The organism is Amycolatopsis anabasis, assembly GCF_009765355.1.
Taxonomy (GTDB): Bacteria; Actinomycetota; Actinomycetes; order Mycobacteriales; family Pseudonocardiaceae; genus Amycolatopsis; species Amycolatopsis anabasis.
In genome coordinates, this window is the sequence record NZ_VTHK01000002.1 from 208,011 (window position 1) to 231,203 (window position 23,193).

Sequence of the window (23,193 nt, forward strand, 5' to 3'; positions counted from 1 at the left end):
TACCCGACTGGCGGGTAGGCGCCAGCCCGGGCGATTTCGGCGCGCTCGGCTCTACCTTCTGCCGCGCGCGGCAGCTTCCCCCTGCTCAGCCGCGTGCAGACGACGGAGGTGGACGGATGCGTTCTTCTTCATTGCTCAGGATCGTCGCGGGCATCGCGCTGGTGACCGGGCTGACGGCCGGACCGGTGGCCCGGGCCGACGGCGACGTGCTGGCCTACTGGACCCCGGAGCGGATGGCGGCCGCGACGCCGGTGGACGCCGAACCGGGCGCGGGACAGGTGCGGCCGATGGCCGAGCTGACCCGGGCGGAGCGGCCCTACGCCGACCCCGGGGAGCGGGTGCACGGCAAGGTGTTCTGGACGAAGTCCGGGCGCAACAGCTGGTGCTCGGCCAGTGTGGTGACCGCGCCGAACAAGAGCCTGGTCTGGTCGGCGGCGCACTGCCTCGCCGGGACGACCAACGTCATGTTCGTGCCCGCCTACAACTCCGGCGGCACCGACGACGCGCCGTACGGCCGCTGGCCGGCGCGGAAGGTGGCGACCAGCGGCAACGACCACGCCGTGGTGGTCGTCTCCCAGGTCGGCGGGAAGTACCTGCAGGACGTGGTGGGCGCCAACGGGATCCGGTTCACCGGCCCCCTCGGCGGCCGCACCACGATCTGGGGTTATCCGGCGGCCCGGATCTGGACCGGCCGGGACCTCACCTACTGCGACCAGCCCACCCAGCCCAGTGGCGGCAGCACCCGCACGGCTTGTGACACCGAAGGCGGCAGCAGCGGTGGCGGCTACGTCACCGGCAACAGCACGCCGACCGGGCTGGGCTACCTGTGGGCGAACCACACCGCCGGTTCCGGCGCCACGGCGATCGGGTCGGTGTTCGGCGCGACCGCGCAGCGGCTCTACGACGCCAATGCGAACGCCTGACCGGCCAGGGTCCACACGGCGTGGGCGACCGCGTCGGCGTTGCGATCCAGTGCGGTGACGTGAATGTTCTGGGTGGTGTCGCAGGCGCGGTGGTAGCACCGATCGAACGCCTCGCCCGCGGTGCCACCCCATTTCCGGGCCTGCGCGGCGGTCTTGCGCCCCTCGGCTCCGGTGAAGGGCCCGCCGACGGCGATCCCGTACCGCGTGAACGACGCGTGATCACCGCGCCCACCCATGTCGATGTTCTCCGTGGGAACCCCGATCTTCGCGAAGTGTTCCTGGAGAACCCGTTGCAGGGCAACGGACCCGGCCGGGTACCGGGCGCCGTCGAGGACGAAGTACGCGGGGTTGGGAGAGCCGATCATGTCGACGTTGAGGTAGGACTTGATCTTGGCGCGCTCGGCGCTCGGCAGGTTCCTGGTGTAGTAGTCGGAGCCGATCAGCCACAGTTCCTCGGCTCCCCACCAGGCGAACCGCAGGTGGCGGCGCGGGGTCAGGTTCTGCTTCGCCACGGTCAGCGCGATCTCCAGGACCGCGGCCGAGCCCGAACCGTTGTCGTTGGCTCCGGGGGCGGTGGTGACGCTGTCGAGATGCCCGCCGACCAGCAGGACGTTGTCGGCGTCGCCGCCCGGCCAGTCGGCGATGACATTCCAGCCGGTGGCGCCGTTGTAGGTGAACGGCTGCACGACAGGCCGGTAACCGGCGGCCTCCAGTCGGGATTTCACGTAGTCGACGGAAGCGCGGTAACCCGGTCTCCCGTGTGCGCGGTTCCCGCCGTTCGTGTCGGCGATGCGCTGGAACTGGGCGAGATGGGCCTGCACGGCGGCCACCGGGATGTCCGGGGGCTCGGCCGCCGCGACGGCCGGGGCGGGGGAGGCGAGCAGGATGGCGGTGCACAGCGCGGTCAGTACGGTCAGTGCGGTCGATGTCCTCATGGCTGTCCATTGAGCCGCCGGTGCGGCGGGCGCGACAGGGCTTGGCACAATCCCGTCGCCCGGTACTTTACGCATCGGTCGGCGCAACCGGCCGTGCCCCGTGCGGCGCAGGTGGTGCGCCTGTTCGTCGCAACCTCCCGGGATCGGGTTTAGTCCGCGCTCGAACGGGCACTTCCTGGTCATGTCCACTTGGCGAGGTACCAGCAACCGGGCCACGGCGGCCAGGGTGATCACCGGAGTGGGCGCGCTGTTCGCCCTCATCGAGGTCATCTACATTCTGATGGTCCTCCTCGGCGCCAACCCGGACAATGCGTTTTATCGATTCATCAATTCGATCGCGGAACCTCTGGCGCTCTTCTTCCCGGGGCTGTTCCAGTTGGCGAACCAGGAAGTGGGAGTGCTCATCAACTACGGTCTGGCGGCGGTGTTCTGGCTCCTGCTCACCGGAGTGATCGCGCGGATCATCACGCGTTAGACCATTCGCGCGAAGCGCATAACCGCCTGCGATGGATCGTTGTCCGCGGCCGGTTATGGTGTTTCTAAAACCTGTATATCGCCATTTGGCATGCCCGTTGAACCACGGTCCGATTCGAGGTTACGGTCTCCCCGGTTCCCGCTCCCACCACCACACCGGAGGACCGCACCCGTGTCAAGTGACGACATCGAAACGCCCGACGGCCAACCTCGGGCCACGAACTCCGGAAACCAGCCGATGAGCCGGAAGGAAATGCTCAAGAAGTCCCTGGTGGCCATGCCGCTGCTCGGCCTGGCCGCCGCGGGCACCGCGCAGGGCGCGGAGCATTTCACCGACCGCCCGGACCAGCTTCCGCGGAATCTGCCGCCGACTCCGGAATGCAACGACGGTGACCCGGCGACCCCGCCGCAGACCGAAGGCCCCTATTTCAAACCCAATTCGCCGCAGCGCACCAATCTGGTCGAGCCCGGTATGCCGGGCGTCCGCCTGACGGTGAGCGGTTTCGTATTCACCCGCGCCTGCCGGCCGGTGCCGCAGGTGCTGCTGGACTTCTGGCAGTGCGACAACGGCGGCCAGTACGACAACGTCGGTTACCGGTTGCGCGGTCACCAGTTCACCGATGCGCAGGGAAAGTTCCTCCTGGCCACCATCTGGCCGGGTTTGTACCCGGGCCGCACCCGGCACATTCACGTGAAGGTGCAGGCGCCGAACCGGCCCATTCTCACCACGCAGTTGTATTTCCCCGGGGAACCGCGCAACAACACGGACCCGATCTTCGACCCGCGGCTGCTGATGAACATCCGCACGGTCGGCGACGCCCGCGAGGGCACCTTCGACTTCGTGCTCAACTTCCGCTGACCGCGGTGGTCCACGGCCCGCCTCCCGTTCCGGCCTGTAACGGGAGGCCCGCCGCGGACCGATACCGACGGCATGTCCCCACTTTCCCGGCTTCGCCGCGCGGTCGGCCAACTCCTGTTCGAGCGGCGCTACGGCGTGCGGACCGCCGAGCTCATCGAACTGGGCGAGCTGGGGATCGACGGGGAGAACCGCGGCTACTACGTGCCCGCGAGCTGGCGCACGCTCCGGCGGACGTTGCCCCGGCGTTCGGTGGGCGAACGGGACGTGTTCATCGACTTCGGTTCGGGGATGGGCCGCATGGTCCTGGAAGCCGCGCGGTACCCGTTCCGGAAGGTCATCGGCGTGGAGCTTTCCGACCGGCTGCACGAGATCGCGCGGCAGAACGTCGCCCGGACCCGCCAGCGCCTGCGCTGCCGGGACATCGACCTCGTGCGCGGGGACGTGCTCGAATACCCGGTACCGGACGACGTCACCGTGGTGTTCTTCAACAACCCCTTCCAGGGCGCGGTGTTCACCACGGTGATCGAGCGCCTGCTCGAGTCCGTGGACCGCAATCCCCGGCCCCTGAAGATCATCTACTACAACCCGGTGGAGGAGGCCGCCATCCTCGGCACCGGGCGGTTCGACCGGGTGCGGACGATCGCGCACGCGCGGCAGGCCCGGGCGGGCAGCCCGTTCGGCTGGACACGGGTCTATACCACCAAACTCGGCTGACCGGGTGGTTTCGCGGAGCAACCGCGGGATTACTCCGCGGTGGCGGGTGTGCGGGGCTACCGTGAGGAGATGGCGGCTGGACGGTTCTGCTGGGTGGTCCGGTCGGAATGTGCGGCCTGAACTGGTTTCGCCGCCCTGGGGCGTGGGTCCTGGCCTGGGAGTTGTGGGGGCTGCCGGGACGGGCCATCGCGTGGATGGTGGCGGTCGAGGTCGTTTCCCTCGGGGCGATCGCGGCCACGGCCGTCACGCGGCCGGTCGGGACCGATGACTGGCGGACGTTCGGCCTGCTGGCGCTGTGCGCGGTCGTGCACATCGAGCTGACCCGGCGGATCGAACACCGGCGCGAACACCACGCCGAGATCGGCCCGTTCCTCGACCTCAGGAGCGTCTGGAACTTCGCCGCGCTGCTGGTCCTGCCCCCGGTGCTGGCCGGCGCGATGGTCGTGTTCACCTACGGGTACTGGCTGCGGGTGGGGCGTCGCCGGGGCCCGGGGGCGCCGCACCGCCTGCTCTACTCCTGCTGCACGGTGCTGCTCGCCAACCAGGTCGCGATCGTCGTCCTGCTCGCGGGTTCCGCCGTCTACCCGGGGGTGCCGGTGAACGTGCTCGGCCTGGCCGTCGTCGCGGCCGCCGGGGCCCTGCGCTGGCTGGCCGGTTACTTCCTGATCGTCGTCGCGACCATGCTGGTCGCCCCGGCCACGCGGCTGCGGGACGTGCTCGGCAGCCACGGCGAACAGGTGCTCGAGGTGGGGGCCATGGGGCTGGGGCTGCTCGCCGCGGGGGTGGTCCACCAGCCGGTGCTGCTGGTGGGCGTGGTGCTGGCGCTGTTCGCCCTGCACCGGTCGGTGTTGCTGGGGCAGTTCGAGAAGGCGGCCCAGACCGACGGCAAGACGAGCCTGTACAACGCCGGCTGGTGGACGCGGCTGGCCGAGAACTCCCTGGAACGCACCCAGCGCCGGCGCGGCGGTTTCGGCCTGCTCATGCTGGACGTGGACTTCTTCAAACGGGTGAACGACACCCACGGGCACCCCGCGGGCGACCAGTTGCTCAGGGCGATCGCCGACGCGCTGCGCGGCGGTGTTCGCGAGGTCGACATCGTGGGCCGGTTCGGCGGCGAGGAGTTCGTCGTCGCCCTGCCCGAGGTCACGATCGAGGAGCTGGCCGCGGTGAGCGAGCGGCTCCGGACCCGGGTGAAGGGCCTGACCGTCCCGGTCACCAGCGCCCTGCCCGAGGTGACCGAGCTGACCGGCGTCACCGTGTCCATCGGCGCCGCCCTGCACCCGGTCACCGGCGCGACCGTCGAGGAGCTCCTGCTGGCCGCGGATGCCGCCCTGCTGACCGCGAAGAACAAGGGGCGGGACCGGGTGGAACTGGCCCCCGGTCTGTACTCGGGTGGCCTGCCCGCCCAGCGCAGCGCGCCCAACTGAGCCGGGGCGCCGTCAGGTCGCGTGCGTCGCGGTGCAGGTGACCGGATTGTCCCCGTCCGCGGTCCCGCTGACCATGGCGGTGCCGTCGACCTCGATGGCGCAGGTACGCGGATTCGGACCCGGCATCACGCTGACGCTCAGGCCGAGGTTGCTGGTGTCGGTCGTGGTGAACGAGGCCGAATCGGCTCCGCCGGCCGGCATGTCGATCAGTCCGGTGTCCCCGAAGACCGCGCCGGACACCCGGAACACCGATCCTTCCGGCCCGGTCACCTTCACCGTCACCTGGTGCTGCGCGGGTGGCGCGCTGGGCGGCGGAGGCGCGGGAGGAACGGGCGGTGCTTCGGGCACGCCCGGGGCGCAGGCCGCGAGCATTCCCGCCGCCAGGAGGACAGCCGCTGTGGTTTTCCGCATCGCTCCGTTTCCGCAGGCACGGCCAGTACCCGATCGAGTATGACCAGTCGTCGCCGCGACGTGAACCCCCGCCACTTGTTCGGTGGAACCGGTTCAGGTGATATCGGCTGGTCGGGCCGCCGGGTGGCCGGGTGATCCCGCGGCGGGTCCCGGGCGTGCCGCACGCCATTTCGAACGTCAGTTCGCTTTCTGTGGTCCGGTGAATTGGCATGGATGGTCACGAATTGACGCGTTGAATGTGGAGTTCGTCGAACGATGACGCTTCGACAATAATTCACTCAACCGCTTCCTGGAATGTCCGGTGATAACCGGCGGGTGTTCGGGAAGCGGGATTGCCTGTTCCGGCAGCGTTGTTCGCTGTTGACGGTTCGTCGATCTTGTTACGTTCGAGCCCGCGCGAACGGCAGCAGGAACCGAAAGAAAGGCGAAGCGATGCGGCTTTACGAACCTCCGATGCTGATCGAGCTCGGCTCGTTCCACGCGGTCACCGGATACCTGACCGGGCGTGGCGACGATCGCCTGGTGCCGGGAAAGTACTGAGTTTCGTATTCACGGTCCCCGCTCATGCCTGAAGCAAGCGGCGCTGAGTCGTATTTCGCGGTTCTCCCGGACTGCGTGGCGGGCTACGCGCTGGCCCCGCGCGTCCGGGCCCCCGGATCCCGGACGCTGCACTACGAGTCGGGACGGCCGTGGCTGATCGGCAGGTGGCGCCCGGACGAGATCACGTTCGCCGAAGCGGGTGCGACCCGGCTCGCCGTGCTCGGCTGCTGTCCGATCACGACCGCCGAGCTCGCCCGGGAAGCCGCGCGCCTGCGTGATCTCGCCCAGCTCGACGCGCTCGCCCGCCGCCTGCCGGGAAGTTTCCACCTCGTCGCCGCGGTGGGTGGCCGATGCCGGGTGCAGGGCACCGCGTCCGGGCTGCGCCTGGTGTTCCACGCGCGCGTCAACCAGACCGCGGTCGCCGCGGACCGGGCCGACATCCTCGCCGCGCTCCTGGGCGCGCAGGTGGACGAGCGGAGCCTGGCGGTGCGGCTCCTGTTCCCCGTGCCGCATCCGCTGCCGGAAAGGCCGCTGTGGCGCGGGGTGCGCGGCGTTCCGGCGGGCAGCGCGCTGGTGCTCGAACGGGACGGTTACACCACCAAGGTCCTGCGGTGGTGGGAAGAGCCGCGGCCGGTGCGGCGCCTGGACGAGGCCGCGCCGCTGGTGCGGAAGGCGTTGTCCGAAGCGGTGGCCGCCCGCACCCGTGCGGGCGGCGTGGTGAGCTGCGATCTTTCCGGCGGCCTGGATTCGACCTCGGTGTGCTTCCTGGCGGCGCGGAGCAAGGCGAAGATCGTCGCCAGCACCTGGCCGGGGCTCGACCCGGCGGACGACGACCTGCTCTGGGCGAAACGCGCGGCCGCCTACCTGCCAGAGGTCGAGCACGTCGTCTGGCCGGCCGAGCGGACGCCGCTGGTGTACGGGAACCTGCTGGAGATCGACGACCGGCTCGACGAGCCGACCGTCGGGATGCTGGGCCGGGCGCGCCTGCTCGGCGATCTGCAACCGCTGGCGGCCAAGGGAAGCCGGGTCCGGCTGACCGGTATCGGCGGCGACCACGTCGCGTGGTGCTCGGAGGCGCACTACCATTCGCTGCTGCGCAGCCGGCCCTGGCGCGCGGTGCCGGAGATCCGCGGCTTCCGGTCCCTCTTCCACTGGCCGCTGGCCGGCATGCTCCGCGCGCTCGTCGATTCCCGTTCCTATCAAGCCTGGCTCGCCGGTGCGGCCCGCGATCTCCGGCACCGGCCGGCCGGACCGGTCACCGCGGCGCTCGGCTGGGGCGCCCCGCCGCGGTTGTTCGACTGGGTCACCGAGGACGGGGAACAGGCGGTGCGGACGGCCCTCTACGACGCGGCGTGCATGGCCGAACCGCTGGGACCGACCAGGGGTGAACACGCCGACCTCGAGCAGATCCTGTCCTGCACGCGGATCATCCGGCAGTGGGAGCAGATGAGCGCGCGGGCGGGCCTGCCCATCCAGTCGCCCTACTTCGACGACCGGGTGATCGAAGCCTGCCTGTCCGTCCGGCCGCAGGACCGGGTGACCCCGTGGCGGTACAAACCCGTGCTGGTCGCCGCGATGCGCGGGATCGTGCCCGGCGAATGCCTGGCGCGGACCAGCAAGGCGCGGGCGTCCCTGGACGCGGCGGCCGGGTTGCGACGGCATCGCGGGGAGCTGTTCGCCCTGTGGGAGGAGTCCAAACTGGCCGAACTCGGCCTGGTGGACCGCGACCGGCTGCGGGAACTGGCCCTTCGCCCGGACACACCGGAACTTTCCACCGCGATCCTCTACTCGACGATCGGTTGCGAGGTGTGGCTTCGCACGCTCGAAGCGCACCAGTCGCCGGTCATCAACTTCTCGTGACAGGAGCATTTCATGACTCTCCGGTTCCGCGCTGACGTGTCCATTGCGGACACCGAGTACGGCACCGTTCTGCTGGACGAGCGCAGCGGCCGGTACTGGCAGCTCAACCCGACCGGTGTGCTGGTGGTCCGGGCCCTGATGGACGGGAAGAGCGCGGACGAAGCGGTCGTCGCGCTCACCGAGGAGTACCAGGTCGGGCAGACCCGGGCCAGGCAGGACGTGACCGCGCTGCTGCACCGCCTGTGCTCGGCCGGACTGGTCAGCCGGTGACCACCCCGGGCGCGCTGAGCCGTCCCGGCTCGGCGCCCTTCGGGCTCCGCGTTCTCGCGCGGATCGCGGTGGCGCTGGCGCGCCTGCTCGCCCTGTTGCCGCCCCGCCGGCTGCGCGCGGTGCTCGGACTGCTGCGCCGGGGCGCCCGCGCGGCGTCCTACGACCACGTCCGGACCCGGCGCGACGCCGTGCTCGCGGTCAGCCTCACCTGCCTCGGCCTGCGGGGGTGCCTGCCGCGGTCGCTCGCGGTGACCCTGCTGTGCCGGATGACCGGGACCTGGCCGACCTGGTGCGCAGGCGTGCGCGCCAAACCGCCGTTCGGCGCGCACGCCTGGGTCGAAGCCGAGGGGCGAATGGTCGGCGAGGGAGTGCCCGCGGGTTATTTCCGGCAGTTGATCGTGGTGACCCCGCGGCGTCCCCGGCGCCGCTGAGCGACTCGCCCGCCGCGAAGATCTATTCGAAGGCAGTTCACATTGTCGCAATCTTCGGGCGCACTACCGTGTGATTTCCCCGGAGAACGCGAGGGTAGTTCAGTAGCAGAACTGCCCTTTAGTGGAGCCGATGTCCCCTGGATGGACCTAGGTCAGGTCTTGGCGGGCTGCTAAAAACAATGCCTGCACAACTCGGAACCAGATTGATACGAGGCGAATTCGACTTGCCGAACCATCCTGTACTGAATGCCCCTTCTTCGGTATGCACCGAATTCGTCGAACTGTTACCCGATTATTCGGCGATCCTGCGTAGACTGCACCGCCTCGCCTGCACGACCGCCTCGGTGTACGGGGCCCTCTCCGGCCGGCAGTCCGGTCACGACCTCACCTTGCTGGAACTCCTGTCGGTCGCGGGCAAACAACGCCGGCTCCTGGTCGACACCCAACTCGCCCGCAGCGAAGTCATCATGAACCGCGCCAACGCGCGGCGGATCGATGTGCGGGTCTACGGGCGGTCCCTGCGCCGCATGTTCGTCTTCGACGGCCGGTGCGCCGTCGTGCCGGTCGATCAGGTCGACTGGGCCGCGGGAGCCCTCCTGCTCCGCGCCCCGCTGGCCGGTCCGTGCGGGGAACTCTTCGACTTCCAGTGGGCCGCCTCCCGGCCGCTCACCATCGACTCCGATTGCTGCCCCGGGCTGTCCGGGCGCCAGCTCGAGGTCATCTACCTGCTGCTCCAGGGCGCCACCGACCACCAGGTGGCGCACCAGATCGGCGTGAGCAGCCGGACCGTGCGCAGCGTCGTCTCCCAGCTGCAACGCCGGTTCGGCACCACCTCACGCATGGCGCTGGGCTTCCAGCTCGCCTGCAACGAGGTGATCGCGCCGGAATTCGTCGAGCACCGCGGTTAGCGCCGGTCTTCGATCCCGGTCGCAGGGGCGGGTCGTGAGTGTCCGGACCGGTGCCAACCGGCCTGTCCACCCACGACCCCAGGCACTCAGGCGGGCTTCGGTTCGCCGACGGACAGGGCCTCGAGCAGGTCGCCGACCCGGGGTTCGGGCAGCTTGCGGGCCACGTCCGCCTGGGCGACCATGCCGACCAGGTCGTGTCCGTCGATCACCGGCAGCCGCCGCACCTGGTGCCGGGACATCGTGCGCAGGATCTCCTCGGCGTCGTCGTCGGCGCCGATCGTCACCGCTTCCCCCTGGGCCAGCTCACCGGCCTGGATGGCGCGCGGGTCCTTGCCCTGCGCCAGGACCTTCACCACGATGTCGCGGTCGGTGAGCATGCCCTTGAGCCGGTTGTCCTCCCCGCAGATCGGCAGCGCGCCCACGCCGAGTTCGGCCATGGTCTTGGCCGCCTCCAGCACGGTTTCGCTGGTCTGCACGCATTGCGCGTCCGGGGTCATGATCTCTCGGGCGGTAGTCATCCTTTCCTCCTCGATCGGGGTTCGCCCTGTGGCCTACCCCGATCGAGGCGGCTCCAATCCTGGAGATCAGCCGGTCAGGTCTCCGTCGCGTTCGTTGACCGCCGCGTAGTGCGCCAGCTTGTCGGTGTCCACCACGACCCCGAGGCCCGGTCCGGCGGGCACGCGCAGCGAACCGTTCGCCAGCGGCAGCGGATCGACGATGTCGTCGGCGTGCAGGTAGTACATGCTGTCGATCGCGCGGGAGAGCACCGGGGTGCTGGCGGCCACCGCGAGGTGCGCCGCGGTCGCGATGCCGAGTTCGCCGCCGCTGTGCAGGTTCATCCCCAGCCCGAACGTCTCGCAGTGCGCGGCGAGCGCCTTGGTCGCGGAAATCCCGCCCCATTTGTAGACGTCCCCGTGGATCACGTCGACCGCGCGCAGCCGCACCGCCGGGGCGAACTCCTCGAAGCGGACCACGCACATGTTGGTGCACAAGGGAATGCGCACCTTCGCCCGGACCTGGCTCATCCCCTCGATACCCGTGCACGGGTCCTCCAGGTACTCCAGGCCGAGCTCCTCCAGCGCCAGGCCCGCGCGGATCGAGTCCGGCACCGACCACGCGGCGTTCGGGTCGACCCGCAGGTCGGTCTCCGGCAGGGCCCGCCGCAGTTCCCGCAGTATCGCAACGTCTCCGCGCACATCGGTGGTGCCCTTGAGCTTCACCGCGCGGAAACCGCCTCCGGCCACCACCCGCGCGGCGTGCTCGGCCAGCGCCCGCGCGAGGTCCGCTCCTTCGGCGCCGGGCGCGTCCGCCCGGGTGATCAACGCGGTGATCGGCACCTCCTCGCGCACCGCGCCGCCGAGCAGATCGGTCAGCGACTGGCCGGCCTCCTTGCCGATCGCGTCCCAGCACGCCACGTCGATCGCCGCGAGGGCCGCGTAGCCGAGGTAGCCGTGGAAGAACGGCACCATGTGGTTGCGCCGGTGGAACGCCTCCAGCGCGAACGGGCTGGCGCCGACGAGTTCCGCGCCGAGCCGCCGGACGAGGGCCGCGACCGGGCGCCCCCACATCGTTTCGCCCCAGCCTTCGACGCCGGTGTCCGTGCGGATCCGCAGCACGGTCCGGGTTTCCCCGGTTTTCGTCTCGAACGAACTGGTGAACGGGTTGGTCAGCGGCAGGTTCACGACCCACACGTCGACGTCGGTGATCTTCATGGCTTCCCCTGTCCGTGGCTGTCCTTGGTGGCGTCGTCGAAGGCGAGGATCGCCTCGGCGAGTGCCGCCGCTCGCCGCTCGAGCAGCCGCGCGCCCGCCTCGGCGTCCGCCCGCGTGGCGTCGTCGGTCGCGCCGCCGACGCGGGCCCATTCGCCGTGCCGCTCCACGGTGAGCCCCGGGAACGGCGGCCGGTCGAACAGCGGTGGCGGGTCCGCCGCGGCCCGGGGCGCGGGTTCGCGCACCAGCACCGGTTCGGCGGCCAGCAGGAGCGCGGTCTCGAACCGGCCCGCGTGCCCGGGCGCCTCGGGATCGTCGCCGAGCGACCAGTAGGAGCAGGCGCCCACCGCCACGTCCGCCCGCAGCGCGAACCGCTTCACCGCCAGGCGCATGATCTCGTCGTTGCCGCCGTGCCCGTTCACCAGCAGCATTCGGCGGAAACCGCTGTGGTTGAGCGATTCCAGCACGTCCTCCAGCACCGCGAGCAGGGTCGGGGCGGACAGCGACACCGCGGCCGCGAACAGGTGGTGCGGGCTGTGCCCGAACGGCAGCGCCGGAAGCCGCACGAGCAGCGGTCCCGCGTCGTCCAGCCGTTCCAGCGCCGCGTCGGTCACCGCCTCGGCGAGCAGCGTGTCGGTGCCCATCGGCAGGTGGTCGGCGTGCTGTTCCTGCGAGCCGATCGGCAGCAGGGCGATGCCGTCACGTGCCGCCGCCCGCACCTCTTCCCTGGTCATCCCGGTCAGTTCGACCACGAGAGTTTCCGTCCTTCCCCTTCGGCGTGGCATGGTGAGCGCATGAGTCCTCGTCCGGCGTTGCGGCTGGTCCCGGAGCCGCCCGCCCAGCCGCGGCCGCACACGCTCGGCGCGGTCGAGCTGCTGCCCGGCCGGATCCGGGCGGCGCTGCTGGACCTCGGGGGCGCCGTGCTGCGGCGGGCGGAGGCCGCCTACTCGCCCCGGATCCGCGCGGAGGCCGACGCGGCACTGGCCCGCGCGGTGACCGAATGCTTCGGCGAGGCGCGGCCGGTCGGCATCGGGGTCGCCGCGGCCGGGCTGGTCGACGCCGAAGCCGGGGTGATCATCGAGGTCCACGACGCCCCGGCGCTGCACGGCTACCCGGTGGCCGCCGTGCTGCGCGAGCTGTGCGGCCTCCCGGTGCACGTCGAACACCGCGCCCGCCTGCAGGTGCTGGGCGACCGCTGGTTCGGGCCCGGCCGGGGCCGCAGCACGTTCGCTTCGGTGTCCACCGGCGAGGTGCTCGGTGTCGGGATCCTCTACGACGGGCAGGTGCTCGCCCCGCCGGGTGGCCGCAGCGGCGCGCATATGACCGTCGCCGCGAGCGGGCTGCGCTGCACCTGCGGCGCCCGCGGCTGCTGGAAGACGATCGCCACCACGCGCTGGCTGCGCGACCGCGCGGGTGGCCCCGCGACCGTGCGCGGACTCACCGAACGCGCCGCGGCCGGGGACGCCACGGCGGCGTCCATTGTGGACGAATACGCGGAGAACCTCGCGCTGGGCTTGGTGAACGTGCAGCAGCTCTTCGCGCCGGGACTGTTCGTCCTGCACGGGGAGGCGCGCGACGGGGGTGAGCGGTTCCGCGAGCGCATCGAACGGCGGCTGCGCCGGGATTCGGAATGGGCCACCGCCGCCGAACCGCCGCGGGTCGTGGTCGCCGGGGGAGCGGTGGACGACATCGCCCTGCTCGGCGGCGCGGGCCTCGTGCTGTCCCGGGAATAGCCGCGTCACGCGGTTTCCCGCCTGCGGGCCCGCCGCGGATCGAGGTTCGGCACCGCGTCCAGCAACGACCGGGTGTAGGCGTGCGCGGGCGCGTCGAACACCCGCGCCGTGTCGCCGATTTCGACCAGCTTCCCCTGGCGCATCACCGCGACCCGGTCGGCGACCTGCCGCACCACGGCGAGGTTGTGCGAGACGAACACATATGTCAGCCCGAACCGGTCCTGCAGATCCGCCAGCAACTCGAGGATCTGCGCCTGCACCGAAACGTCCAGCGCGCTGGTCGGCTCGTCCAGCACCACCAGCCGCGGCCGCAACGCCAGGGCACGCGCGATCGAGATGCGCTGCCGTTGCCCGCCGGAGAACTCGTGCGGGTAGCGGTCCTGGTTCTCCGGCGGCAGGCCGACCGCGTCCAGCAGTTCGCCCACGCGTTGTTTCAGCGCCACCCGCCGACGACGTCCCCGCGTTCCGGGTTCGTGGGTGACCAGCGGTTCGGCGACGATATCGGTCACCCGCATCCTCGGGTTCATACTCGAATACGGGTCCTGCAGCACGACCTGCACCTGGCGGCGGATCCGGCGCAGCCGCGCAGGCGAGAGGGCGGCCAGGTCCACGCCGTCGAAGTGCACGCTCCCGGAACTCGGTTCGAGCAGCCGCAGCAGCAAGCGGGTCAGCGTGGTCTTACCGGACCCGGATTCCCCCACCAGGGCGAGGGTTTCCCCTTCGGACACCCGCAGGCTGACCCCGTCCACGGCGACGATTCCGTGGCGTCCGCCGAATTCCTTGCGCAGATCGCGCAGTTCCAGCAACGTCATATCCGCTCCAAGGTCGGCGTCGCGTCGAGCAGTTGCCGGGTGTAGGCCTGCGCCGGATTCGCGAAGACGTCCAGGACGTCCCCGCTTTCCACCATCCGGCCGTGCCGCAGCACCAGCACCCGGTCGGCGACCTCGGCCACCACACCGAGATCGTGGGTGATCAGCACGATGGCCATCCCGTGCCGCCGCTGGAGTTCGACCAGCAGCTCGAGGATCTGCGCCTGCACGGTGACGTCGAGTGCCGTGGTCGGTTCGTCGGCGATGAGGACGCGGGGCCGCCCGATGAGCGCCATCGCGATCATCACGCGCTGGCGCAGGCCACCGGAAAGCTGGTGCGGGTACTGCCCGGCCCGCCGCTCCGGATCGGGGATACCCGCCTCCCGCAGGGCGGGCAGCACCGCCCGCCGGGCCTCGCTCCGGGACGCGCCCTGGTGCCGCCGCAGGACTTCGGCGAGCTGCGCGCCGACCTTCTTGAGCGGGTTCAGGCTGGTCATCGGATCCTGGAAGATCATCGCGACCTCGTTGCCGCGGACGTGGCGCAGGTCCTTTTCCGGCAGGGACAGCAGATCCCGGTCGTCGAGCAGGATCTCACCGCTCGGGTAGACGCACGGCGGGACCGGGTTCAGCCGGAGCACGGACAGCGCGGCCGTGGTCTTACCGGACCCGGATTCGCCCACCACGGCCAGGGTTTCCCCGGCGGACACGTGCAGGCTCACGCCGTCCACCGCGCGGACCGTTTCCGCGCCGAGCCGGAATTCGGCCGCGAGTTCGTTGATCTGCAACAGGGTCATCGCCGGTACGCCTTCGGGTCCGCGACATCCCGCAGGACGTCTCCGGTCACATTGACGGCGAGCGCGGTGAGCATCAGCGCGACGCCGGGGAACACCGCGATCCACCACGAGGTGCCGAGGTAGAGCTGGCCGTCGGCGAGCATCGCGCCCCAGGTGACGGTCGATTTCGGCACGCCGAGGCCGAGGTAGCTCAGCGACGCCTCGGCCACGATCGCCGAAGCGACGTGCAGGGTGCCGATGGTGGCCAGCGGCGCCAGCACGTTCGGCAGCAGGTGCCGCCGCATGATGGTCACCTCCCGCACGCCGATCGCCCGGGCCTCGGTGACGAATTCCCGGGTACGCAGGGAAAGCACCTCGGCGCGGACCACCCGCGCGTAGGAAACCCAGCCGGTGAAGCCGAGCACCAGGATCACGTACCACAGCCCGGAACCGAGGAAGCCGACGATCGCCAGGGCCAGCAGGATGGACGGGAAGGCGAGCTGGATATCGGCCAGCCGCATCAGCGTCCGGTCGAACCACCCGCCCAGATAACCCGCGACCAGGCCGATCGTCGCCCCGATCACCCCGGCCAGCAGCGCCGCGCTGGCGCCGACGAGCAGGGAGATCCGCGAGCCGTAGATCAACCGGGACAGCAGGTCCCGGCCGAGCTGATCGGTGCCGAGCAGATGCGCGGAGTCGCCGTTCGACGTCCACGCGGGCGGGCGGAGCCGGGACAGCAGGTCCTGGGCGTTCGGATCGTACGGCGCGAGCAGCGGGGCCAGCGCCGCCGCGAGCACCATCACCGCGAGCACGGCGAGCGCGACCAGGGCGAGCCGGTTGCGCACGACCGCGCGGGTCGCCGTCAATGTGGTCATCGGGTCACCCGCACCCTCGGATCGAGCAGCGCGTACGACACGTCGACGAGCAGGTTCACCACGACGAAGGTCGCCGCGAAGAACAGCACGGTCGCCTGCACCAGCGGGAAGTCGCGGTTGGCGATGGCCTCCACGGTGAGCCGCCCGACCCCGGGCCAGGAGAACACCTGCTCGGTGAGGATCGCGCCGCCGAGCAGGCTGCCCACCTCGAGGCCGATGACCGTGATCACCGGGAGCGACGCGTTGCGCAGCCCGTGCGCGAACACCACGCCGCCGGTGCCCAGTCCCTTCGCCCGCGCGGTCCGGATGTAGTCGGAGCCGAGCACGTCGATCAGCGAGGACCGCAGCAGCCGGGCGATGACGGCGACCGAGTAGACGGCCAGGGTGATCGCCGGGAGCACCAGATGCGCGAAGTCGCCGTATCCCGAGGCGGGCAGGATCTTCAACTGCACCGCGAACACCAGGATCAGCAGGATGCCCACCCAGAACGGCGGTGTCGACTGTCCGATGAGGACACCGGTCATCACGCCGGTGTCCCCGGCGCGGCCGCGGTGCAGCGCGGCCAGGATTCCCGCGGGGATCGCCAGCAGCAGGGCCACGGTCAGCGCGGCCGCGGCCAGTTCGAGCGTCGCCGGTAACCGTCCGAAGAGGACTTCGGCCACCGGCTGGTCGTAGAACAGGGACGTCCCGAAGTCCAGCTTGGGCAGACCGGCGAGGTAGTCGAGGTACTGCGCGATCAGCGGCCGGTCCAGGCCGAGGCTGCCGCGCAGGGTGGCCTCCTGCGCCGCGGTCGCGTCCGGCGGCAGCAGGAGTTTCACCGGATCGCCGGAGAGCCTCACCAGGAAGAACGCGACCGTGGCGACGCACAGCAGGACGACGAGCGCGGTGGCGACCTTGGTCAGCACGGTCCGCAGCACGCCGTTGCCGGGCGCCGGTGGCCGGGCGACCGGCACGGTGGCGGCGGTCATGGGGTCACCGTCGCCGAGGCCATCGCCAGCGAGCCGACCACACCGGGCCGCCAGCGCGGGCGCGCGTTGCGCGCGTAGATGTTGTCGAGCTGGTACAGGAACACGAACGGGGCCTCCTGCCGCAGCAGCTTCTGCAGGTCGCTGAACGCCCGCTGACGGTCCACATCGGACACCGACAGCTCCTCGGCGTCGATCAGGCGGTCGGCTTCGGGGGAGTTCCACCGGCTCTGCCGCCGGTCGTGGCGCACGTTGGACTGGACCAGGCTCTGCCCGTCCACCGTCCAGCCGGTGCTCGGGGTCAGGTAGATCGGTCCCAGCGCGCGGCGGTTGTCCGAGGTGAGGCGGGCGGAGAAGGTGCCGGGGTCGAGCACCTCGACGCGGGCGCGCACCCCCGCCCGCGCGAGCAGGCCGGAGATCGCCTCCGCGACCTGGGCGTCGGCGTTCGACGCGGTGAGCGTGGTGTCGAACCCGTCCGGGTACCCGGCCTCGGCGAGCAGCCGTTTCGCCAGGCCGACATCGCGTTCGAACGGGCGCACACCCGGGTCGAAGCCGAAGGATTCGCGCGGGATCATGGTCGGCAGTTCGCGCGCCTTGCCGTCCAGCACCGCCTTGATCAGCAGGGGCACGTCGACCGCGTGGTTCAGCGCCTGCCGCACCCGGCGGTCGCGCAGCGGTCCGTCGGTGGTGTCCAGCGACAGGTAGTAGGTCTTGATCCCCGGATAGCTGTCGATGGTCACCCCGGTGTACCCGTTGAGCTGCAGCGCCGCGTCCGGGGTCAGCCCGGTGACCAGATCCACCTCGTCGCTCTGCAGCGCGGCGAGCGCGGACGCGGGATTGGGCATCGGGCGGAACACCAGTTCGTCCACGCCGGGCGGGCCGTTCCAGTGCGCGCGGTTGGCCCGCATCCGCAGCTCGTGGTCGCGTTGCCAGTGCTCGAACACGAACGGGCCGGTGCCGACCGGAGCACGCGCGAAACCCGCCGTCCCGACCTCGCCGAGGTACCGCGGCGGCACCACGACCCCGCCGAACAGCGAGACCTTCGCGGGCAGGATCGGATCGTGCTGGCTGGTGTGCAGGTCCACGGTCAGCTCGTCGGCGACGGTCGCCGCCTGGACGTAGCGCAACTCGACGATCGGTGACTTGGTCGCCGGATCGAGCAGGCGTTCGATGCTGAACTTCACCGCCGCCGCGTCGCACGGTTCGCCGTTGTGGAACCGGACGCCGGGACGCAGCCGGAACCGCCAGGTCAACGGGTCGATCGGGGTCCACGAGAGGGCCAGTCGCGGGGCCAGCCGGTTGTCCGCGTCGCGGGTGGTGAGCGTGTCGAACAGGTTGATCAGCACGTTCATCGAGGGCATGTCGCCCTGTTTCTGCGGGTCCAGGGTCTTCGGATCGGTCTGCTGCGACAGGCGCAGGACGTTTCCCGCGCGGCTGGCCGCGGCGCCACCGCAGGCGCCGAGCAGGGCCGTCGCCGGGATCGCGAGGCCGCCGAGGCGAAGGGCGTCCCGCCGGGAGATGCCGGTGCGCATGGGCTCGGCTCCCTTCCGTTCTATCGAACGACACGCCATTCCGTCAGATGGAATGCGTTTCGGATAAGCTAGGCCGCATGAACAGGGCTGTCAACGACAGGCCGGGCGAAGCACGGGGCTCGGTGGACAAGGCGCTGGACGTGCTGACCGCGCTGGTCCGCCCGGACGGCCCGCACCGGCTGGCCGAGATCGCCCGGCAGACCGGGCTGGCCAAACCGACCGTGCACCGGATGCTGCAGACCATGACCGAATCGGGATTCGCGGTGGGCGAGGGCGGCTCCTACCACGTCGGCCCGCGCCTGCTCGGGCTCGCGGCCGCGGCGCTGGCGGGCAGCCGGGAAACCCGGTTCACCGGCCCGGTGCTCGCGGAGCTGCAACGCCGGACCGGGCACACCGTGCACTACGCGGTGCGGCACGGGCGTTGCGCGGTGTATGTCGAGAAGGTCGAGCCGGACCAGGCGTACCGGATGACCTCGCGGGTGGGCGGGGAGGTGCCGCTGTACTGCACGGCTGTCGGCCGCGCGATGCTCGCCCGGCTGCCCGAGGCCGAGGTCGCGGCGGTGCTGGACACCGAACCGCTGCCCGCCCGCACCCCGCACACGCTGACCGATCCCGCGCGGATCCGCGCTGCTCTGTCCGAAGTGGACGAACGCGGGTACCTCGTGGAGGACGAGCAGAACGAACCGCACGTGCGCTGCGTCGCGGCGCCGGTCGTGGACGGGCTCGGCCAGGTGGCCGGGGCGATCAGCGTGTCCGGGCTGACCTTCACGCTGACCACGGAAAGCGTGCCCGTGCTGGGGCCACTGGTCGCCGACGCCGCGGCCCGGGTCTCGGCGGCGCTCGCGTCCGGTCCGGTGCGGTTGGTGGGCGGCGATGCGTGAACTCCTCGAGCGGGCGCGGCGGGAACGGGTGTTCTCCGCGGCGGCGTGGTCGGTCGGCACCCTGGACGGGCCGGTGAACCGGGGCTTCCTCGGCACCCGCAGCTGGGACGGGCCACCGGTGACCGAGGACGCGCTGTGGGACCTGGCCTCGGTGACCAAACCGATCGTCGGCCTGGCCGTGCTGGCGCTCGTCGAACGCGGCGAGCTGGGCCTGGACGATCCGGTCGCCGCGCGGCTGCCCGCCTACCGCGGCGGGGACAAGGCGGCGATCACCGTGCGGCAGCTGCTCACGCACACCTCGGGGCTGCCGGGGCGGACCCCGTTGTGGCGCGAGCACCGAACCCGGGACGCGTTGCTGGAAGCGTTGCGGACCCGGCCCCTTCCGGCGGCGCCGGGCAGCCGGGCCGAATACTCGTCCCAGGGTTTCATCCTGCTCGGCCTGATCGCGGAGGCCGCGACAGGCAGGTCCCTGGACGCGCTCGTCGCCGAGTTGGTGTGCGGACCGGCCGGGATGACCGAGACCCGGTTCGGCGCGGAGCGCGCCCGCGCGGTCGCCACCGAGCACTGCGCCTGGCGCGGGTGCGTGGTGGCCGGGCAGGTGCACGACGAGAACGCCGTGGTGCTCGGCGAAATCGCCGGTCACGCCGGGCTGTTCGGCACGCTCGCCGATCTGGAACGCCTGGGCCGCGTCCTGGTCGGGGGCGGGCCGCCGCTGCTGGAACCGGGAACGCTGAAGCAGATGGCCACCTGCCACACCGAGGGTTTGGGGCCGCGGCGGGGCCTCGCGTGGCAACTGGTCGATCCCGGCTCGCCGATGGCGACCGCACTCGGGCCGAATGCCTACGGGCACACGGGTTTCACCGGGACGAGCCTGTGGGTCGACCCGGACACCGGCCGGTATTTCGTGCTGCTGACCAATCGCGTGCATCCCACCCGCGAGGGCACCGGAATCGAACGGGTGCGCCGCGACTTCCACGCGCGAGCGGTTCTGGTGGAAAGCTGACCGGGAATTGTCGGTGCCCGCCGGTATGACTGAATGGTGGGCGAAAAGACCGAGCCGTTGATCGGCGTGGAGAACGTCGCGACGCCGAAATGGGCGTACGCGGACGAGCGCGTGGCCACCGCCGGATTGCGGCAGGCACTGCGCGGCCTGCCGCGGGTGATCGCGGCGGTGACCAGGCTGGCGTGGCAGACCGCGCCGCGGTTGACCCTGCTGGCCGGGGTCGTGCACGTCGCTTCGGGCTGCGTCACGGCGTTCGGCCTGCTGGCCACGGCGGACGTGTTCACCTCGCTGCTGCAGCAGGGGCCGACCCCGGCGAAGGTACTGGAGTCGCTGCCCGCGATCGCGGTGGTCGTGCTCTCCTACTGCCTGCGCGCGTTGCTCGACACGGCGGTCGCCTCGGTGGAGGGAACGCTGCGGCCGCGGGTCGTCCGCGCGGCCGACGACGAGGTGACCGCGGCGGTGGTCCGGGCGCGGCTGCTCGCCTTCGAGGACGCGGATTTCCGGGAACTCGCCCGGCAGGGCGCGCGGCACGGGGTCCGGGCCATCGAGTCCAGCATCCGGCTGATCGCGGACCTGCTGTCCTCGGTGATCTCGGTGGCGGCGGCCGTGATCACGGCCGGATTGCTCAACCCGTGGCTGGCGCCGGTGCTGCTGCTCGCCGCCGTGGCGGACGGGTGGGCGTCCGGGAAGGTGGGCAAGCTGAACTACCAGCACTACCTGGATTCGGTCACGCGGCATGTGCGCAAGTCCGTGATCGAGGAAGCCGCCACCTACCGCACGTTCGCCCTGGAACGGCACGCGCTGACCTTGCAGGACCGGTTGCTCGCCGAGCACCGGCGGATCTCGGAAAGCCTGATGCGCGACGAGATCCGGCTGGCGCACCGCAGCAACCTGATCCGGCTGACCGGCCGGGCGGCGGCGGGCGCGGGCACGGCTGCCGCCTACGTCGTGCTCGGCCTGCTCCTGTACACCGGGGCGATGGAACTGGCCCTGGCCGGAACGGCGGCGCTGGCGATGCGCACGGCGTCCACCGCGCTGTCGAACGTGATGCGGGCGGTGAACGTGCTGTACGAGGACTCCTTCCACATCGACTTCTACGACAAACTGCGGGCCGAGGCCGCGCGCCTGCGGTACCCGCCTTCGGAGATCAAGGCGCCCGCCGATCCGGCGGAGATCCGGCTGGAGAACGTGACTTTCCGCTACCCGGGCAAGGAAACCCCGGCGCTGCGGAACGTTTCGGTGCGCATCCGCCGCGGCGAGGTGGTGGCGCTCGTCGGCGAGAACGGTTCCGGCAAGACCACGCTGGGGAAACTGCTCACCGGCCTGTACCCGCCGAGCGAGGGCAAGGTCTACTGGGACGACGTCGATCTCGCCACGGCCGACCACGATTCCGTGCACGGCAACATCGCCGTCATCGCCCAGGAACCGGCGCAATGGCCGATGACCGCGCGGCACAACGTCACCGTCGGCCGCCTCGACCGCGCCGATCCAAGCCGCCAAGCCTGGACCGCCGCGATCACCGGCTCCGGCGCCGACGAAGTGCTGAACTCCCTGCCGCTGGAAGAGCGCACCCTACTGTCGAAACATTTCAACGACGGCCAAGACCTCTCCGGCGGCCAATGGCAACGGATGGGCATCGCCCGCGGAATCTACCGGGATGCCGCGATCCTCGTCGCCGACGAACCCACCGCCGCCCTAGACGCCAAAGCCGAAGCCCGAGTCTTCGCCGGCCTCCAACACGCCACCACAACCACCCCAGTCACCACGACCACCCCAGTCACCACGAGCACCCCAGTCACCACGAGCACCCCAGTCACCACGACCACCCCAGTCACCACGACCACCACCACCGCCACCACAAACCCAGCCGCCACCCCAGCTACCGCAACCACTCCAGACACCGCCGCCTTCTCGGCCACCGCCGCCGCCACCCCAGCCACCACGAGCCCCGCCACCTCGGCCACCCCAGCTACCCCGGTTACCGCCGCCACCTCGGTTACCGCTGCCACCTCGGTTACCGCTGCCACCTCGGCTACGGCAGCTACCAAGACCCCCGCTGCCGCGGCTACGGCAGCTACCCCGGTTACCGCCGCCACCTCGGTTACCGCTGCCACCTCGGCTACCGCTGCCACCTCGGCTACGGCAGCTACCAAGACCCCCGCTGCCGCGGCTACGGCAGCCATCCCGGTCACCGCCGCTACCTCGGCTACCGCCGCGACCACGAGCCCCGCCGCCACCCCGGTTACCGTGGCCGCCCCAACAACGGCGCCCGCCCGGACCCCCGGCACCCCCGCGGCCGCCGGGAACTCCGCGGCCACCGGGAACTCCGGCAACCCAGCCACCATGAACCCCGCCGCCACTCCGACTACTGGAGTCATCCCGGTGTCGGTGCCCGACGCGAATCCCGGCAGTCCCGTGGCCACCGGGAACTCCGGCAACCCAGCCACCATGAACCTCGCCGCCACCCCGACTACCGCCGCCACCCCGACTACCGTGGCCGCCCCGGTGTCAGTACCTGCCGCGAATCCCGGCAGTCCCGTAGCCACCGCGAACCCCGAGAACCCAGCCACCCCAACTACCGTGGCCGCCCCGACATCAGCGCCCATCCCCGATGCCGCGCCCACTGCGAACCTCGGCCACCCTGCGGCCATCGCCAACTCCAGTAAGCCGTCACCCGCCGCAACTCCCGCGGTCACCGTGAACCCCGCGGACACGCCGATTACCGCGGTCGCCGCAAACCCCTTCGCCACGCCTGTCGCCGCACCTGCCGCGAACCCTGTACCCGCCGCGAACCCTGTACCCGCCGCGAACCCCGAACGCGCCGCGAACCCCGAACGCGCCGCGAACCCTGCAGCCGCCTCGGGCGTCGCGTACTCCGCGACCGCGGCGAACCCCGCTGCTGCCGCGCCCGCCGCGCCGCACACGAATTCCGCGGTGACCCGCCGCACCACGATCCTGGTCACCCACCGGCTGGCCAACATTCGCAACGCCGATCGGATTCTGGTGCTGGACAAGGGGAAGATCGTCGAACAGGGCACCCATGCCGAACTCATCGAGCTGCGAGGGAAGTACTACGAACTGTTCGAGATCCAAGCCGCGGCCTACCGCGACCCCGCCCGCGCCTAGTGTCGTGACTGCGCGGACCTTTTGCGGGGTCAACC

At 71.0% G+C, this 23,193-nt stretch carries 24 protein-coding genes; 14 read left to right on the forward strand and 10 right to left on the reverse strand.

Annotation, left to right across the window (positions count from 1 at the left end):
• Positions 1–116 precede the first annotated feature (116 nt).
• Positions 117–923 carry a trypsin-like serine peptidase gene (locus FXO23_RS03055; RefSeq protein ID WP_158880496.1) on the forward strand — a complete coding sequence of 269 codons (807 nt, stop codon included), beginning with the start codon at positions 117–119 and terminating at the stop codon, positions 921–923.
• Here FXO23_RS03055 and FXO23_RS03060 read toward each other — a convergent pair.
• Entirely contained in the window at positions 899–1,858 is a 960-nt protein-coding gene (locus FXO23_RS03060; RefSeq protein WP_158880498.1) for a M28 family metallopeptidase, read from the reverse strand. The two genes, FXO23_RS03055 and FXO23_RS03060, sit on opposite strands and share 25 nt — an antisense overlap.
• Before the next feature lie 238 nt (positions 1,859–2,096).
• Here FXO23_RS03060 and FXO23_RS03065 point away from each other — a divergent pair, with 238 nt between their 5' ends.
• From FXO23_RS03065 to FXO23_RS03080, 4 genes are all read left to right on the forward strand, one after another.
• Entirely contained in the window at positions 2,097–2,333 is a 237-nt protein-coding gene (locus FXO23_RS03065; RefSeq protein WP_246256856.1) for a hypothetical protein, read from the forward strand.
• Between the two features lie 237 nt (positions 2,334–2,570).
• The gene (locus tag FXO23_RS03070; protein WP_158880502.1) at positions 2,571–3,191 is read left to right on the forward strand and encodes a dioxygenase family protein; all 621 of its coding nucleotides are present in this window, start codon (positions 2,571–2,573) and stop codon (positions 3,189–3,191) included.
• A gap of 72 nt (positions 3,192–3,263) precedes the next feature.
• Positions 3,264–3,905 (forward strand): methyltransferase domain-containing protein, encoded by a 642-nt coding sequence (locus FXO23_RS03075; RefSeq protein ID WP_158880504.1) that lies wholly within the window; start codon positions 3,264–3,266, stop codon positions 3,903–3,905.
• A gap of 107 nt (positions 3,906–4,012) precedes the next feature.
• The gene (locus tag FXO23_RS03080) at positions 4,013–5,332 is read left to right on the forward strand and encodes a GGDEF domain-containing protein (protein ID WP_158880506.1); all 1,320 of its coding nucleotides are present in this window, start codon (positions 4,013–4,015) and stop codon (positions 5,330–5,332) included.
• 12 nt (positions 5,333–5,344) lie between these two features.
• Here the strand turns inward: FXO23_RS03080 and FXO23_RS03085 are convergent, their stop codons facing one another.
• Positions 5,345–5,743 carry a hypothetical protein gene (locus FXO23_RS03085; protein ID WP_158880508.1) on the reverse strand — a complete coding sequence of 133 codons (399 nt, stop codon included), beginning with the start codon at positions 5,741–5,743 and terminating at the stop codon, positions 5,345–5,347.
• 432 nt (positions 5,744–6,175) lie between these two features.
• On the opposite strand from FXO23_RS03085, the gene FXO23_RS03090 reads away from it, so the two are divergent.
• The 5 genes from FXO23_RS03090 (at position 6,176) to FXO23_RS03110 (ending at position 9,752) form a co-directional block, all read left to right on the forward strand.
• Positions 6,176–6,283, forward strand: coding sequence for a keywimysin-related RiPP (locus tag FXO23_RS03090; protein WP_158880510.1), 108 nt, complete (start codon positions 6,176–6,178; stop codon positions 6,281–6,283).
• 24 nt (positions 6,284–6,307) lie between these two features.
• Positions 6,308–8,143 (forward strand): lasso peptide isopeptide bond-forming cyclase, encoded by a 1,836-nt coding sequence (locus FXO23_RS03095; protein ID WP_158880512.1) that lies wholly within the window; start codon positions 6,308–6,310, stop codon positions 8,141–8,143.
• Positions 8,144–8,155: 12 nt separating this feature from the next.
• On the forward strand, positions 8,156–8,413 hold the full coding sequence (locus FXO23_RS03100) for a lasso peptide biosynthesis PqqD family chaperone (RefSeq protein ID WP_158880514.1): 258 nt from the start codon (positions 8,156–8,158) through the stop codon (positions 8,411–8,413).
• Positions 8,410–8,844, forward strand: coding sequence for a lasso peptide biosynthesis B2 protein (locus FXO23_RS03105; RefSeq protein WP_158880516.1), 435 nt, complete (start codon positions 8,410–8,412; stop codon positions 8,842–8,844). The genes FXO23_RS03100 and FXO23_RS03105 overlap by 4 nt, the downstream gene beginning before the upstream one ends.
• A 344-nt stretch (positions 8,845–9,188) precedes the next feature.
• Positions 9,189–9,752: a helix-turn-helix transcriptional regulator gene (locus tag FXO23_RS03110; protein ID WP_158880518.1), complete on the forward strand. Its 564-nt coding sequence runs from the start codon at positions 9,189–9,191 to the stop codon at positions 9,750–9,752.
• An 86-nt stretch (positions 9,753–9,838) separates the two neighbouring features.
• Here the strand turns inward: FXO23_RS03110 and FXO23_RS03115 are convergent, their stop codons facing one another.
• The 3 genes from FXO23_RS03115 to FXO23_RS03125 all read right to left on the reverse strand — a co-directional run bounded on the left by FXO23_RS03115 (position 9,839) and on the right by FXO23_RS03125 (position 12,213).
• Positions 9,839–10,270, reverse strand: coding sequence for a CBS domain-containing protein (locus FXO23_RS03115; protein WP_158880520.1), 432 nt, complete (start codon positions 10,268–10,270; stop codon positions 9,839–9,841).
• 66 nt (positions 10,271–10,336) lie between these two features.
• Positions 10,337–11,464, reverse strand: coding sequence for a mandelate racemase/muconate lactonizing enzyme family protein (locus FXO23_RS03120; RefSeq protein WP_158880522.1), 1,128 nt, complete (start codon positions 11,462–11,464; stop codon positions 10,337–10,339).
• Complete coding sequence (locus FXO23_RS03125; RefSeq protein WP_218951884.1) at positions 11,461–12,213, reverse strand: creatininase family protein; 753 nt, start codon at positions 12,211–12,213, stop codon at positions 11,461–11,463. The genes FXO23_RS03120 and FXO23_RS03125 overlap by 4 nt, the downstream gene beginning before the upstream one ends.
• 42 nt (positions 12,214–12,255) lie before the next feature.
• On the opposite strand from FXO23_RS03125, the gene FXO23_RS03130 reads away from it, so the two are divergent.
• Positions 12,256–13,194 (forward strand): ROK family protein, encoded by a 939-nt coding sequence (locus FXO23_RS03130; protein ID WP_158880526.1) that lies wholly within the window; start codon positions 12,256–12,258, stop codon positions 13,192–13,194.
• Positions 13,195–13,199: 5 nt separating this feature from the next.
• Here FXO23_RS03130 and FXO23_RS03135 read toward each other — a convergent pair whose 3' ends face one another.
• Genes FXO23_RS03135 through FXO23_RS03155 form a run of 5 tightly spaced genes read right to left on the reverse strand, consistent with a single transcriptional unit; the run spans position 13,200 to position 18,148 of the window.
• On the reverse strand, positions 13,200–14,006 hold the full coding sequence (locus tag FXO23_RS03135; protein WP_158880529.1) for an ATP-binding cassette domain-containing protein: 807 nt from the start codon (positions 14,004–14,006) through the stop codon (positions 13,200–13,202).
• Positions 14,003–14,797, reverse strand: a complete 795-nt coding sequence (locus tag FXO23_RS03140; RefSeq protein ID WP_158880531.1) for an ATP-binding cassette domain-containing protein — start codon at positions 14,795–14,797, stop codon at positions 14,003–14,005. Before FXO23_RS03140 ends, FXO23_RS03135 begins: the two co-directional genes overlap by 4 nt.
• On the reverse strand, positions 14,794–15,651 hold the full coding sequence (locus FXO23_RS03145; protein ID WP_158880533.1) for an ABC transporter permease: 858 nt from the start codon (positions 15,649–15,651) through the stop codon (positions 14,794–14,796). Before FXO23_RS03145 ends, FXO23_RS03140 begins: the two co-directional genes overlap by 4 nt.
• Positions 15,648–16,619 carry an ABC transporter permease gene (locus tag FXO23_RS03150; protein WP_158880536.1) on the reverse strand — a complete coding sequence of 324 codons (972 nt, stop codon included), beginning with the start codon at positions 16,617–16,619 and terminating at the stop codon, positions 15,648–15,650. The genes FXO23_RS03145 and FXO23_RS03150 overlap by 4 nt, the downstream gene beginning before the upstream one ends.
• Entirely contained in the window at positions 16,616–18,148 is a 1,533-nt protein-coding gene (locus tag FXO23_RS03155; RefSeq protein ID WP_158880538.1) for an ABC transporter substrate-binding protein, read from the reverse strand. Before FXO23_RS03155 ends, FXO23_RS03150 begins: the two co-directional genes overlap by 4 nt.
• A 77-nt stretch (positions 18,149–18,225) precedes the next feature.
• On the opposite strand from FXO23_RS03155, the gene FXO23_RS03160 reads away from it, so the two are divergent.
• The 3 genes from FXO23_RS03160 to FXO23_RS52195 are packed head-to-tail and all read left to right on the forward strand — an operon-like array spanning position 18,226 to position 23,158.
• Positions 18,226–19,029 carry an IclR family transcriptional regulator gene (locus tag FXO23_RS03160; protein WP_158880540.1) on the forward strand — a complete coding sequence of 268 codons (804 nt, stop codon included), beginning with the start codon at positions 18,226–18,228 and terminating at the stop codon, positions 19,027–19,029.
• Positions 19,022–20,032: a serine hydrolase domain-containing protein gene (locus FXO23_RS03165; protein WP_158880542.1), complete on the forward strand. Its 1,011-nt coding sequence runs from the start codon at positions 19,022–19,024 to the stop codon at positions 20,030–20,032. Before FXO23_RS03160 ends, FXO23_RS03165 begins: the two co-directional genes overlap by 8 nt.
• A 33-nt stretch (positions 20,033–20,065) precedes the next feature.
• Entirely contained in the window at positions 20,066–23,158 is a 3,093-nt protein-coding gene (locus tag FXO23_RS52195) for an ATP-binding cassette domain-containing protein (RefSeq protein WP_281356469.1), read from the forward strand.
• The last annotated feature ends 35 nt before the right edge of the window (positions 23,159–23,193 follow it).

Bases quoted from the DNA above. Each gene is read 5' to 3' on its own strand.
- FXO23_RS03130 (WP_158880526.1), top strand. From the start codon at position 12,256: ATGAGTCCTCGTCCGGCGTTGCGGCTGGTCCCGGAGCCGCCCGCCCAG.
- FXO23_RS03120 (WP_158880522.1), bottom strand. From the start codon at position 11,464: ATGAAGATCACCGACGTCGACGTGTGGGTCGTGAACCTGCCGCTGACC.
- FXO23_RS52195 (WP_281356469.1), top strand. From the start codon at position 20,066: ATGGTGGGCGAAAAGACCGAGCCGTTGATCGGCGTGGAGAACGTCGCG.
- FXO23_RS03095 (WP_158880512.1), top strand. From the start codon at position 6,308: ATGCCTGAAGCAAGCGGCGCTGAGTCGTATTTCGCGGTTCTCCCGGAC.
- FXO23_RS03090 (WP_158880510.1), top strand. From the start codon at position 6,176: ATGCGGCTTTACGAACCTCCGATGCTGATCGAGCTCGGCTCGTTCCAC.
- FXO23_RS03085 (WP_158880508.1), bottom strand. From the start codon at position 5,743: ATGCGGAAAACCACAGCGGCTGTCCTCCTGGCGGCGGGAATGCTCGCG.
- FXO23_RS03075 (WP_158880504.1), top strand. From the start codon at position 3,264: ATGTCCCCACTTTCCCGGCTTCGCCGCGCGGTCGGCCAACTCCTGTTC.
- FXO23_RS03060 (WP_158880498.1), bottom strand. From the start codon at position 1,858: ATGAGGACATCGACCGCACTGACCGTACTGACCGCGCTGTGCACCGCC.
- FXO23_RS03140 (WP_158880531.1), bottom strand. From the start codon at position 14,797: ATGACCCTGTTGCAGATCAACGAACTCGCGGCCGAATTCCGGCTCGGC.
- FXO23_RS03135 (WP_158880529.1), bottom strand. From the start codon at position 14,006: ATGACGTTGCTGGAACTGCGCGATCTGCGCAAGGAATTCGGCGGACGC.
- FXO23_RS03160 (WP_158880540.1), top strand. From the start codon at position 18,226: ATGAACAGGGCTGTCAACGACAGGCCGGGCGAAGCACGGGGCTCGGTG.
- FXO23_RS03080 (WP_158880506.1), top strand. From the start codon at position 4,013: ATGTGCGGCCTGAACTGGTTTCGCCGCCCTGGGGCGTGGGTCCTGGCC.
- FXO23_RS03145 (WP_158880533.1), bottom strand. From the start codon at position 15,651: ATGACCACATTGACGGCGACCCGCGCGGTCGTGCGCAACCGGCTCGCC.
- FXO23_RS03165 (WP_158880542.1), top strand. From the start codon at position 19,022: ATGCGTGAACTCCTCGAGCGGGCGCGGCGGGAACGGGTGTTCTCCGCG.
- FXO23_RS03150 (WP_158880536.1), bottom strand. From the start codon at position 16,619: ATGACCGCCGCCACCGTGCCGGTCGCCCGGCCACCGGCGCCCGGCAAC.
- FXO23_RS03155 (WP_158880538.1), bottom strand. From the start codon at position 18,148: ATGCGCACCGGCATCTCCCGGCGGGACGCCCTTCGCCTCGGCGGCCTC.
- FXO23_RS03070 (WP_158880502.1), top strand. From the start codon at position 2,571: ATGAGCCGGAAGGAAATGCTCAAGAAGTCCCTGGTGGCCATGCCGCTG.
- FXO23_RS03115 (WP_158880520.1), bottom strand. From the start codon at position 10,270: ATGACTACCGCCCGAGAGATCATGACCCCGGACGCGCAATGCGTGCAG.
- FXO23_RS03100 (WP_158880514.1), top strand. From the start codon at position 8,156: ATGACTCTCCGGTTCCGCGCTGACGTGTCCATTGCGGACACCGAGTAC.
- FXO23_RS03055 (WP_158880496.1), top strand. From the start codon at position 117: ATGCGTTCTTCTTCATTGCTCAGGATCGTCGCGGGCATCGCGCTGGTG.